A 12,179-nucleotide genomic window follows, 5' to 3' on the forward strand; every position below is an offset into this window, starting at 1 on the left:
GCTTGGCTCACCAATGAATTGTTCAGGGCTCAATCATAAATGCATTTGATGTAGTCGCCGGCGCCCTGCGCACGGCGCTCGATCACCGCTGCCAGCCGCCGCAAGCCGCGGCCCGGTTTGCCGGCATTGCGGTCGATCGGGTTCGGCAGTGAAACGGCAAGCAACGCCGCCTGGCGCCGCGACAGCTTGGAAGCCGGAACCTTGAAGTGATAGCGCGCCGCCGCCTCGATGCCGTAGATGCCCGGGCCCCATTCGGCGATGTTGAGATAGATCTCCATCAGCCGCCGCTTGGTCCAGACGAAATCCGAGGCGACAGCAAGAGGAAGCTCCAGCCCCTTGCGCACGAAGGAACGGCTGTTCCAGAGAAACAGGTTCTTCGCCGTCTGCATCGGGATAGTGCTGCCGCCGCGTGTCGAGGCGCCGTCGAGCGTATCCTCGATCAGCATGCGCATCTCGCCCCAGTCGACACCGCCGTGGAAGCAATATTGCCCGTCTTCGGACATCATCACCGACTGCACGAGCGCAGGCGAAATATCGTCCAGCGACACCCATTGCCGATCATAGCCGCGCAACAGCACGAGATCGCGCAGCATCAGCGTCGAGACCGGATGGATGAAAGGAATGAGATAGAGAAAGATCAGCGCATAGGGCAGCACGCAGAGCGCCAGGATGCCAAGCACGATGCGCGCCAGCAAGGAGCGGCCGCGCAGCCACGCATACATCCGCCGATGAGCCGGCATGGCGATGCTTTCCTCTCTCTCCGGCGCGATGTCCAACGTTTGGCCCAGACCTGTTCCCTTGGTTCTCCTTACCGTTTGCGCAGGGCCAAGGCCAGAGCACAAAGGAATCTTGGGCGCGTCATCTACAATTCCGTTGCGCCTCGGGCTTTGCTCATGCCAAACAGCGGCCATGAGCCAGAGCCCCGCTGCATTTGACGAACGGTTGAAAATCAACGCCCGAGAGATCGAAGCGTTGCTCGAGGCGCTGCTTGCGAAGCCGGTTCTGGCCGACGAGATCGCCAGGCCCGAAAGCCTGCGCTCGGCCATGCATTACGCCGTGCTCAATGGCGGCAAGCGCCTGCGTCCATTCCTGGTCGTCGAGAGCGCATTGCTTCTCGGCGGCGACCGCCAGGCAGCACTGCGCGTCGGCGCCGCATTGGAATGCGTACATTGCTATTCGCTCGTCCATGACGACCTGCCTGCCATGGACGACGACGATCTGCGCCGCGGCAAGCCCACCGTCCATATCGCCTTTGACGAGGCAACGGCGATCCTTGCCGGCGACAGCCTGCTGACCTACGCCTTCGACATCATCGCAGCCCCCGAAACCGCCCTGCCGGACGCGCGAAAGACCGCGCTGATCCTGGCGCTCGCCCGCGGCGCGGGCCTGGGCGGCATGGCCGGCGGCCAGGCGCTGGATCTCGCGGCAGAAAAGGCAGCACCCGATGCCTCCGGCATCGTTACATTGCAGGCTATGAAAACCGGCGCGCTCATTCGCTTCGCCTGCGAGGCCGGTGCCATCGTTGCCGGCGCGAGCGAGGAAGACCGCAAGCGTCTGCGAGCATTCGGCGAGAAGATCGGCCTGGCGTTCCAGCTTGCCGACGACCTGCTCGACATCACCTCCGATGCCGAGACCATGGGCAAGGCGACAGGCAAGGACGCCGGCCGCGGCAAGGGCACGCTGGTCGCCCTCAACGGCATCGAATGGGCCGAAACGGAACTGCGCCGCCACGTCGAAGACGCGACGGCGCTGCTCGAGCCCTACGGCAACACCGCAGCAACGCTGTCCGCCACCGCGCGCTTCGTTGCAAACCGCAAGAGCTGACGGAGAGCGCCGGAAAGGTCCGGCGCCAGCGGCCGATGAGGCTCTCGCCGAAAACAATATCGAGACGGCGTGACAGCAGACGAAAACTCTGACAGGTTCAGGCTTTCCCGCCAAAGAGCAGCCCCATGCACGATACGCTATCCTATCTCCCGTCCATCATGCCCGCCTATATCGCTTATGTGATCGCGGTCATCAGCCCTGGCCCCGCCATTCTGGCGATCGTCGCGACGTCGATGACGCAGGGCCGTAAGGCGGGCATGACGATCGGTGTCGGGATTTTCGGTGGCTCGTTCACGTGGGCCTGCGCTGCAGCGCTTGGCCTTGCAACGTTGCTGCATACTTACGCGATCGCCCTTGAGATTCTGAAGGTCTTCGGCGGGCTCTATCTGCTCTATCTCGCCTACAAGGCGTTCAAGGCGATGCGTGCAGGCAACGAGCTTGCGCAGGCGAAGGATGTGCAGCCGCTTTCGACGCGTGCCCTGCTGCTGAAGGGTTACGGTATCCACGTCACCAATCCGAAGGCGATCTTTGCCTGGCTCGCCATCATCGCGCTCGGCATGCCGCAGGGCGCACCGGGCTCGGTGGCCGTGCTCATCGTCGCCATCTGCCTGACGACGGGCTTTGCGATCTTCATGGGATATGCGGTGCTGTTTTCGACGCCGCACGCGCTCAGGATCTACAACAGCCTCCGCCGCTGGATAGAGGGCGCAATGTCCGCCTTCTATTGCTTCGCGGGGCTGAAGCTGCTGACCAGCCGCATCTAGCGGCTATTCGGCGGCCGTCTTCTGGCCGAAACGCTTCTCGATATAATCGGTCACCAGCGCCTCGAAATCGGCAGCGATATTCGGGCCACGCAGCGTCAGCGCCTTCTGACCGTCGATAAAGACGGGGGCTGCCGGCGTTTCACCTGTGCCCGGCAGAGAGATGCCGATATCGGCATGCTTGCTTTCGCCCGGACCATTGACGATGCAGCCCATGACGGCAACGTTCAGCGCCTCGACTCCCGGATATTTCTCACGCCAGACCGGCATGTTCTTGCGGATGTCGTTCTGGATGTTCTGCGCCAGTTCCTGGAAGACCGTCGACGTCGTGCGGCCGCAGCCGGGGCAGGCAGCAACGACGGGAATGAACTGCCGGAAGCCCATGACCTGCAGAAGTTCCTGCGCCACCTGCACTTCGCGCGTCCGGTCGCCATTCGGCTCCGGCGTCAGCGACACGCGGATCGTATCGCCGATACCGTGCTGCAGCACATAGCCCATTGCCGCCGACGAGGCGACGATGCCCTTCGAGCCCATGCCCGCCTCGGTGAGGCCGAGATGCAGCGCATGGTCGGAGCGCTCCGACAGCATAGAATAGACAGCGATCAGGTCCTGAACCTGGCTGACCTTGGCGGACAGGATGATGCGGTTGCGCGGCAGGCCGATTTCCTCGGCAAGATTGGCCGAGATCAGCGCCGATTGAACGATTGCCTCGCGGGTGACCTGGCGGGCCGAAAGCGGCGAACCCGCCTCGGCATTCTGGTCCATAAGCGCGGTCAGCAGATCCTGGTCGAGCGAACCCCAGTTGACGCCGATGCGAACCGGCTTGTCGTAGCGGATCGCCATCTCGATGATCTCGGCGAACTGCTTGTCCTTCTTGTCCTTGAAGCCGACATTGCCCGGATTGATGCGGTATTTCGCCAGCGCCTCGGCGCAGGCAGGATGATCGGCAAGCAGCTTGTGACCAATATAGTGGAAGTCGCCGATCAGCGGCACGTCCATGCCGAGCCGCAGCAGACGCTCACGGATCTTCGGAACGGCGGCAGCGCTTTCGTCGCGATCGACGGTGATGCGCACCATTTCCGAACCGGCCTTGAAGAGCGCGGCAACCTGGGCAACCGTCGCATCGATATCGGCCGTATCGGTATTGGTCATCGACTGGACGACGACGGGCGCGCCGCCCCCGACGATGACGCCGCCGACATCGACGGCAACCGAGGCGCGGCGCGGTTTCGGATCAAAATCCGTAGCTGAAGACATGGACAGAGCTCTTGAACCCTTTGGAAATCGTGCCTTTCAGGTGGATCATGCCCGCTGCCTTGTCAACCGCCCCGCGCTTCACTTTTGCTTGGCGGCCTCAGTGGCCGCCGCCCGAAGCACCGTCGGCATAGCGTGCCAGTTTCGAAAAGATCAGCACGACGACGAGCAGCACCGGCAGCGCCAGGAACACCGTCGAGAAGCCGACATGCTCGGCAACAAAGCCGATCGCCGAGGGCGCCACCAGCATGCCGGAATAGCCCATGGTGGTGACGACGGAGATGCCGATCCCCGGCTTCAGCCCCGGCACGTTGCCGGCTGCCGAGAAGGCGATCGGCACCATGTTCGAGATGCCGATGCCGCAGAAAGCGAAGCCGACAATGGCAAGCTCGGCGCTCGGCGCAAAACCGGCAATCAGCATGCCCGTGATCGCAAACAGCGTGCAGACCCGCAGCGTCTTCACACCGCCGAAGCGGTCGCGCACCATATCACCGGCAAAGCGCATGGCGGCCATGGTCAGCGAGAAGGCGGCAAAGCCGAAGCCGGAGAGCGCAACGGAAGCGCCCATTTCCTGGCGCAGGTAGAGCGCACCCCAATCGAGAACCGCACCTTCCGGAACCATCGAGAACAATGCCATCAGGCCGAGCAGCCAGGGCAGCGGCACCATCGGCAGCCGGGTCTTTTCCTTCTTCTCATCCGGATGCGGCGGATCGGAAAGCACCATCGGCCAGGCAATCGCCAGGAAGGCGACCGCAAGAGCAGTCGCAAGACCCGCATGACCGAGCACGCCGATCTTGGAGATCAAGAGACCGCCAAGCCCCGAGCCGATCAGGCCACCGAGGCTCCAGAAAGCATGGCAGGACGACATGATCGCCCGGCGCATCGACTTCTCGACAGCAACCGCATTGGCATTCATCGCGACGTCCATGGCGCCGACGAAGCCGCCGAACAGGAAGAGCGCGATACCGCCGGTGATGACATTCGGCGCCACCGTCAGGGCGAGCAGGATCGGCAGCAGGCAGACGGCCATCGCCAGTGTCACGACGCGCGAACCATGCTTGGCGATCTTCGCCCCCGCGATCGGCATCATCGTCAGCGATCCCAGACCGAAGACCAGAATCATCAGCCCAAGCTCGAACTTGGTGATCGCAAGCCGTTCCGCAAATTCCGGAATCTTCGGCGCCCAGCAGCCGACCAGGAAGCCGTTCATGAGAAACAGCAGCGAAACCGCGATCCGGCTCTTCGGGAAGAAGCCGTGCTGCGCCTGAGCAGCCGCATTTACTTGATTATCCATTATCCCGTCTCATCCCATTACCGCCTGCATGCCAGCAGGCCGTTCCATATTCAGTTTGCCGCCGCCTGCACGGTGCGGCACCCCCGCTCGCGATAAGCGGCAAGCAGGGCCTCGTCGGCATCATGCTCGACGACAAGGCATTCGCAGTGAGCGACCGGCATCACGCTGTGCGGCGCGGCCGTGCCGAACTTTTCCGATGTCGCGGCCACCAGAACCCGGCGGCTCTTCGAGGCGGCAAACCGCTTGAACTCGGCATCCTCAAACCCGAAGGTTGTGACACCCGCTTCCAGATCGACGCCGCAGGCGCCGAGCACGCAGAGATCGGGTGACAACTGCTCCATGTCGCGCAGCGCCTTGGCGCCAAGCGCCCCGCCGACCTGGCGGTCGATCTGGCCGCCGATCAGGATGACGTTGACACCCGCCTTGTCGAGCAGAGCCGCGGCAATCGCCGGGGCATTGGTCGCCGCCGTCAGCGCCATGTCCTGCGAAAGCGCATTGGCGATAGCCAGATTGGTGCTGCCGGCATCGAAGAACACGGTCGATCCCGCCTTGATCTGCGACACTGCGGCCTGCGCCAGCGATTGCTTGCGCTCGAAAGCGACGCTCATCCGCTGCTTGAGACTGCCGCCCGCCGGCGAAACTGGCAGGGCGCCACCATAGACGCGCTCGCAGAGACCGGCCGCGGCCATCTCGCGCAAATCCCGGCGGATCGTATCTTCGGAGACGCCGAATTCGCTCGCAAGTTCCGCCGCCAGCACGCGCCCATGCGTCTCCAGCTTCACCGAAATCATTCCCTGCCGCTCGCGCAGCAACATTTCGTTCACGTTCATCCTTGCTCCAGACAAGAATCGGCACAAACAGATAGAAACGTGCATAAACATATAATCGCAGGCGTGCAATAGCGCGGCCGGCACACGTTTATTGACGCTCTGAAACAAGCCGCGCCAAAAACGCGGCAAATGAGAAAAATATTCGCAGTTGCCGATTTTCTTTGCAGTTTTCTACGCTTCACCACGCCCTATTTTCTGCGATCTATGCAGCATTGAATTTCCTCCCTTTACGGAACAGAAAAATGAAAATCCTGAAGACCATTGCCGCCGCAGCCCTGATCTCCGCAGCAGCCTTCGCCGCTCACGCTGGCGAAAACCTCGCCGCCATCAAGTCGGCTGGCGTCCTGAAGATCGGCACGGAAGGCACCTACGCGCCCTTCACCTACCATGATGACAGCAACAAGCTCGTCGGCTTCGACGTCGAAATCGGTGAAGCCGTCGCCGCCAAGCTCGGCGTCAAGGCTGAGTTCGTCGAAGGCAAGTGGGACGGCCTGATCGCCGGTCTTGATGCCAACCGCTACGACACCGTCATCAACCAGGTCGGCATCACCGACGCCCGCAAGCAGAAGTACGACTTCTCCGAGCCCTACATCGCCTCCAAGGCCGTACTGATCGCCCGTTCGGACGACGACAGCATCAAGTCCTTCGCCGACCTCAAGGGCAAGAAGTCCGCACAGTCGCTGACCAGCAACTTCGGCAAGCTTGCTGAACAGGCCGGCGCAGAACTCGTCGGCACCGACGGTTTCGACCAGTCGATCCAGCTCGTTCTGACCAAGCGCGCTGACGCGACCGTCAACGACAGCCTCTCCTTCCTCGACTTCAAGAAGCACAAGCCCGACGCTCCGGTGAAGATCGTTGCCCAGCAGGAAAATGCCGACTACTCCGGCATCATCATCCGCAAGGGTGAGCCGGAACTGCTTGAAGCGATCAACAAGGCCCTGGTCGATATCAAGGCCGACGGCACCTACAAGAAGATCGCCGACAAGTATTTTGGTCAGGACGTTTCCAAGTAAGTCTGGCTACTAGAGCAGACCCTTCCCCAGCCCCTCCCCCACAAGCAGGAGGGGCTTTTTATTGGCCGTTTCTCGAAACGAGCACCAAGGCCAAGGCGGATAGGGTCGATTTATGCCTGAACGGCGCTTCCTCCGAACTCCTCCCCCTTGTGGGGAGGGGTTGGGGAGGGGTATTCCACGTCAACGCATAACCCGTGAGAGGGAATACCCGTGCCGCACTGGCTCCAATTGATGGTGGAATCGCTGCCGACGCTCCTGTGGGGCGGCATCAAGTTCACCATTCCGCTGACGCTTCTTTCCTTTGTCTTCGGGCTTGCCCTCGGATTGCTGACCGCCGTTGCCCGGCTGTTCGGCCCGGCGCCATTCAGGGCCATCGCCCGTTTCTACGTCTGGATCATCCGCGGCACGCCGCTGCTCGTGCAGCTCTTCGTCATTTTCTATGGCCTCCCGAGCATCGGCATTCTCCTCGATGCCTTCCCGGCAGCGCTGATCGGCTTCACCCTGAATATCGGCGCCTACAGCTCCGAAATCATCCGTGCCGTCATCTCCTCGGTGCCGAAGGGCCAGTGGGAAGCCGCCTACTCGATCGGCATGAACTGGCGCCAGGCAATGACCCGCACCATCCTGCCGCAGGCCGCCCGCGTCGCCGTGCCGCCGCTGTCGAACACCTTCATCTCGCTGGTCAAGGACACCTCGCTCGCAGCCGCGATCACCGTGCCCGAGCTTTTCCAGGCCGCCCAGCGCATCGTCGCCACGACCTATGAACCGCTGATCCTCTATATCGAGGCGGCTCTCATCTATCTCGTCCTGAGCTCGGTGCTTTCAGCCCTGCAGGTCAGGCTCGAACGCCGCTTCGCCCGCTATGGCGGCACGCTGGAGGCAAATTCGTGATCGAGCTCTCCAACATCGAAAAGCGCTTCGGCGACGCTGTGATCCTGAAAGACATCAGCATCAGCATTCCCGAAGGCAGCGTCACCGCGCTCGTCGGCCCTTCCGGCGGCGGCAAGAGCACGCTGCTGCGCTGCATCAACCTGCTGGAAATCCCCACAGCGGGCGCAATCCGCATCGGCGATGAGAAGCTCGATTTCGCACCCGGCAAGAAGACCGGCTGGCAATCGATCCAGCGCATCCGCCGCCAGACAGGCATGGTCTTCCAGAACTTCCAGCTCTTTCCGCACCAGACGGCAATCGAGAACGTCATGGAAGGCCTCGTCACGGTTCTCCGTTGGCCGAAGGAAAAGTCCCGTGAACGCGCCATGGAGCTGCTCACCAAGGTTGGCATGGCACACAAGGCCGATGCTTGGCCCGCGACGCTCTCCGGCGGCCAGCAGCAGCGTGTCGCAATCGCACGCGCCCTCGCCCCTTCGCCGCGTGTCCTGCTCTGCGATGAGCCGACATCGGCGCTCGATCCGGAACTGTCTGCCGAAGTCGTCGACGTTCTCGGCAAGCTCGCCAGCGAAGGTACGACCATGGTGATGGCAACGCACGACCTGCGCCTTGCCTCGAAGATCGCCAACAACGTCGTTTTCCTGGAAGCCGGAAGCGTCGTCGAAACCGGCAGCGCCAAGGCGATCTTCACGGCGCCTGAGCGTGAGCGCACCAAGCGCTTCATCTCGACGATCAACGCCGCCCACACCTACGATATCTAGGCGGCCGCACTCTTCAAATGAAAGGGGCGGGCCTGAGGCCCGCCCCTCAAATCTTTAGGCCGAATAGGTGACCAGCAGGTCCTTGGCATCGATCTGATCTCCCGCCTTGACGAGAACTTCGGCGATCGTGCCGTCCTTCTCGGCGTGGATCGCCGTTTCCATCTTCATGGCTTCGATCGAAACAAGCACATCGCCCGCATTGATCGCCTGGCCGGGCGAGACGAAGACGCGGGATATGACGCCCGGCATCGGCGCACCGACATGGGCGGCATTGCCCGGCTCCGCCTTGCGGCGGGCAGCGGCACCCGATGCGCCATGGGCGCGATCCGGAACCTTGATGCGGCGCGGCTGGCCATTGAGTTCGAAGAACACGGTGACCATGCCCTGGCTGTCGGTGCCGCTCATCGCCTGATTGACGATAACCAGCGTCTTACCCTTCTCGATATCGGCAAACAGCTCTTCGCCGTCACCGAGACCGTAGAAATAGGCAGGCGTCGGCAGAACCGAGACCGGGCCATAGGTATCCGATGCAAAGGCGAAGTCGGTGAAGACCTTCGGATACATCAGGTAGGAAGCAAATTCGAAGTCGGTGACCTCGCGCTCCAGCTTGGTTTCGATCGCCTTGCGCTCGGCATCGAGATCGGCGTCTTCAAGCAGCGAGCCCGGACGGACCGTATAGGGTGCATCGCCCTTCAGCGCCTTCTTCTGCAGCGCTTCCGGCCAGCCCGACGGCGGCTGACCGAGGTCGCCCTTCAGCATCGAGACAACAGATTCCGGGAAGGAGACTTCCTTCTCCGGATTGATAACATCGGCGACCGTCAGATCCTGGCTCACCATCATCAGCGCCATGTCGCCGACCACCTTGGAGGACGGCGTCACCTTGACGATATCGCCGAACATCTGGTTGGCGTCGGCATAGGCCTGCGCCACCTTGTGCCAGCGGGTTTCGAGGCCGAGCGAGCGGGCCTGTTCCTTGAGGTTGGTAAACTGGCCACCCGGCATTTCGTGCAGGTAGACTTCCGATGCCGGACCCTTGAGGTCGCTCTCGAAGGCCGCGTACTGGTGGCGCACCGCTTCCCAATAGAAGGAGATGCGGCGGATCCATTCCGGATCGAGACCCGGATCGCGCTCGGAGCCGCGCAGCGCTTCGACGATCGAGCCGAGGCAGGGCTGCGAAGTATTGCCCGAGAGCGCGTCCATCGCCGCATCGACGGCGTCGACACCAGCATCGACAGCCGCAAGAACGGTCGCGGCGGCGATACCCGAGGTATCATGCGTGTGGAAGTGGATCGGCAGGCTGGTCGCCTCGCGCAGTGCCTTGAAGAGAACCTTGGCAGCGGCTGGCTTCAGGAGGCCCGCCATATCCTTGAGCGCGATGATATGCGCACCGGCCTTTTCCAGCTGCACAGCGAGATCCGTGTAATACTTCAGATCGTATTTCGGGCGCGCCGAGTTCAGGATATCGCCGGTGTAGCAGATCGCCGCTTCGCAAAGCTTGTTCTCTTCGGCCACCGCGTCCATCGAGACGCGCATGTTCTCGACCCAGTTCAGGCAGTCGAAAACGCGGAAGAGGTCAATGCCGCCGGCAGCCGCCTGACGGACGAAGTATTTGACGACATTGTCGGGGTAATTCTTGTAGCCGACGCCGTTGGCGCCGCGCAGCAGCATCTGCAGAAGCAGGTTCGGCGCGGCCTCGCGCACCTGCGACAGACGCTCCCAGGGATCTTCCGTCAGGAAGCGCATGGAGACGTCGAAGGTCGCGCCACCCCAGCATTCCAGCGACAAGAGGTTCGGCAGCGCCTGGGCATAGGTGCTGGCGATCCGGGCAATGTCATAAGTGCGCATGCGCGTTGCCAGCAGCGACTGGTGGCCGTCACGCATCGTCGTGTCGGTCATCAGAACGCGCTTCTCGTTGCGCATCCATTCGCCGAACTTCTTCGGACCCAGCTTGTCGAGCAGCTGCTTGGTGCCATCCGGCACCTTGCCGCCTTCGATATAGGGAACGACCGGCTCGGCAATGTCGGCCGAGGGCTTCGGCCGGTCCTTGGCTTCCGGATGACCGTTGACGGTCACATCGGCGAGATAGGTCAGAAGCTTGGTGGCGCGGTCCTGGCGTTTGACCTGCTGGAAGAGCTCCGGCGTCGAGTCGATGAAGCGCGTCGTGTAGCTGTTATCGCGGAACTTCGGATGCGTGATGATCGCTTCCAGGAAGGTCAGGTTGGTGGCGACGCCGCGGATACGGAATTCACGCAGCGCGCGGTCCATGCGCGAGATCGCTTCCGACGGGTTCGGCGCCCAGGCCGTCACCTTGACGAGCAGCGGATCGTAATAGCGGGTGATGATCGCGCCCGAATAGGACGTGCCGCCATCGAGGCGGATGCCGAAGCCCGATGCTGAGCGGTAGGCGGTGATACGGCCGTAATCCGGAATGAAGTTATGCTCCGGATCCTCGGTGGTGATGCGGCACTGCAGCGCGTGACCGTTGAGGCGGATATCGGCCTGCTTGGGGACGCCGGACTCAGGCGCGCCGATGGCAAAGCCGTCGAGAATATGGATCTGCGCCTTGACGATATCGATGCCGGTGACGACTTCGGTGACGGTGTGCTCGACCTGGATGCGCGGATTGACTTCGATGAAGTAGAATTTGCCGGTATCGGCATCCATCAGGTATTCGACGGTGCCGGCGCCGACATAGTTCGTCGCCTCGGCGATCTTCAGCGAGTAGGCGGCGAGTTCCTGGCGCTGCGCTTCGCTGAGATAAGGTGCCGGCGCGCGCTCGACGACCTTCTGGTTACGGCGCTGGATGGAGCAGTCGCGCTCGAAGAGATGCACGACATTGCCATGCGTATCGCCGAGGATCTGGCTTTCGACGTGGCGGGCGCGTTCGACGAGCTTTTCGAGATAGACCTCGTCCTTGCCGAAGGCGGCCATCGCTTCGCGCTTGGCTTCGGTCACTTCGCGGGCAAGATCCTTCGGATCGCGGATCGCGCGCATACCGCGGCCACCGCCGCCCCAGGATGCCTTCAGCATCACCGGATAGCCGATCTCCTCGGCCATGCGGGCAACTTCCTTCATGTCGTCGGGAAGCGGCTCGGTTGCCGGAACAACGGGAACGCCGACGGAGATCGCCAGATTGCGCGCTGCAACCTTGTTGCCGAGCTGGCGCATCGTATCGGCCCGCGGACCGATGAAGGTGATGCCCGCCTTGTTGCAGGCATCGACGAATTCAGGGCTTTCCGACAGCAGGCCGTAACCCGGATGGATCGCATCGGCGCCGGACAGCTTGGCAACGCGGATCACTTCGTCGATCGACAAGTAGCTTTCGATCGGTCCGAGATCACGGTCAAGATGCGGCCCGCGGCCGACCTGATAGCTTTCGTCCGCCTTGAAGCGGTGCAGCGCGAGTTTGTCTTCCTCTGCCCATATCGCGACCGTTTTTATCCCGAGCTCGTTGGCCGCGCGGAACACGCGGATGGCGATTTCGGAGCGGTTGGCGACAAGAATCTTGGATATGGGCAATGCACTCTCCTCAAAGCACGGGACGCGGGCAATGC

10 protein-coding genes are annotated in these 12,179 nt (G+C 62.3%); 5 read left to right on the forward strand and 5 right to left on the reverse strand.

Annotated features, from left to right (window positions below):
• Positions 1–29 precede the first annotated feature (29 nt).
• Positions 30–776 carry a monofunctional biosynthetic peptidoglycan transglycosylase gene (mtgA, locus tag ACODR6_RS09955; protein WP_199627954.1) on the reverse strand — a complete coding sequence of 249 codons (747 nt, stop codon included), beginning with the start codon at positions 774–776 and terminating at the stop codon, positions 30–32.
• 133 nt (positions 777–909) lie between these two features.
• Here mtgA and ACODR6_RS09960 point away from each other — a divergent pair, with 133 nt between their 5' ends.
• Positions 910–1,824, forward strand: a complete 915-nt coding sequence (locus tag ACODR6_RS09960) for a polyprenyl synthetase family protein (RefSeq protein WP_489022435.1) — start codon at positions 910–912, stop codon at positions 1,822–1,824.
• Between the two features lie 125 nt (positions 1,825–1,949).
• Positions 1,950–2,588 carry a LysE family translocator gene (locus tag ACODR6_RS09965; protein ID WP_112718223.1) on the forward strand — a complete coding sequence of 213 codons (639 nt, stop codon included), beginning with the start codon at positions 1,950–1,952 and terminating at the stop codon, positions 2,586–2,588.
• Positions 2,589–2,591: 3 nt separating this feature from the next.
• Here ACODR6_RS09965 and ispG read toward each other — a convergent pair whose 3' ends face one another.
• The 3 genes from ispG to ACODR6_RS09980 all read right to left on the reverse strand — a co-directional run bounded on the left by ispG (position 2,592) and on the right by ACODR6_RS09980 (position 5,957).
• Complete coding sequence (gene ispG, locus ACODR6_RS09970; RefSeq protein WP_130283090.1) at positions 2,592–3,842, reverse strand: flavodoxin-dependent (E)-4-hydroxy-3-methylbut-2-enyl-diphosphate synthase; 1,251 nt, start codon at positions 3,840–3,842, stop codon at positions 2,592–2,594.
• A 97-nt stretch (positions 3,843–3,939) separates the two neighbouring features.
• Entirely contained in the window at positions 3,940–5,133 is a 1,194-nt protein-coding gene (locus ACODR6_RS09975; RefSeq protein WP_489022436.1) for an MFS transporter, read from the reverse strand.
• A 50-nt stretch (positions 5,134–5,183) separates the two neighbouring features.
• The gene (locus tag ACODR6_RS09980) at positions 5,184–5,957 is read right to left on the reverse strand and encodes a DeoR/GlpR family DNA-binding transcription regulator (RefSeq protein ID WP_489022515.1); all 774 of its coding nucleotides are present in this window, start codon (positions 5,955–5,957) and stop codon (positions 5,184–5,186) included.
• A 248-nt stretch (positions 5,958–6,205) separates the two neighbouring features.
• Here ACODR6_RS09980 and ACODR6_RS09985 point away from each other — a divergent pair, with 248 nt between their 5' ends.
• The 3 genes from ACODR6_RS09985 to ACODR6_RS09995 all read left to right on the forward strand — a co-directional run bounded on the left by ACODR6_RS09985 (position 6,206) and on the right by ACODR6_RS09995 (position 8,625).
• Positions 6,206–6,976 carry an amino acid ABC transporter substrate-binding protein gene (locus ACODR6_RS09985; RefSeq protein WP_112718217.1) on the forward strand — a complete coding sequence of 257 codons (771 nt, stop codon included), beginning with the start codon at positions 6,206–6,208 and terminating at the stop codon, positions 6,974–6,976.
• 210 nt (positions 6,977–7,186) lie between these two features.
• Complete coding sequence (locus tag ACODR6_RS09990) at positions 7,187–7,867, forward strand: amino acid ABC transporter permease (RefSeq protein ID WP_199627960.1); 681 nt, start codon at positions 7,187–7,189, stop codon at positions 7,865–7,867.
• Positions 7,864–8,625 (forward strand): amino acid ABC transporter ATP-binding protein, encoded by a 762-nt coding sequence (locus ACODR6_RS09995; RefSeq protein ID WP_489022437.1) that lies wholly within the window; start codon positions 7,864–7,866, stop codon positions 8,623–8,625. The genes ACODR6_RS09990 and ACODR6_RS09995 overlap by 4 nt, the downstream gene beginning before the upstream one ends.
• A gap of 54 nt (positions 8,626–8,679) precedes the next feature.
• Here the strand turns inward: ACODR6_RS09995 and pyc are convergent, their stop codons facing one another.
• Positions 8,680–12,144, reverse strand: a complete 3,465-nt coding sequence (gene pyc / locus ACODR6_RS10000; RefSeq protein WP_489022438.1) for a pyruvate carboxylase — start codon at positions 12,142–12,144, stop codon at positions 8,680–8,682.
• Positions 12,145–12,179 lie beyond the last annotated feature (35 nt).

Source organism: Rhizobium sp. FG96, assembly GCF_057808655.1.

Coding starts and splice junctions, on each gene's coding strand:
- ACODR6_RS09960 (WP_489022435.1), top strand. CDS start 910: ATGAGCCAGAGCCCCGCTGCATTTGACGAACGGTTGAAAATCAACGCC.
- ACODR6_RS09965 (WP_112718223.1), top strand. CDS start 1,950: ATGCACGATACGCTATCCTATCTCCCGTCCATCATGCCCGCCTATATC.
- ispG (WP_130283090.1), bottom strand. CDS start 3,842: ATGTCTTCAGCTACGGATTTTGATCCGAAACCGCGCCGCGCCTCGGTT.
- ACODR6_RS09975 (WP_489022436.1), bottom strand. CDS start 5,133: ATGGATAATCAAGTAAATGCGGCTGCTCAGGCGCAGCACGGCTTCTTC.
- ACODR6_RS09985 (WP_112718217.1), top strand. CDS start 6,206: ATGAAAATCCTGAAGACCATTGCCGCCGCAGCCCTGATCTCCGCAGCA.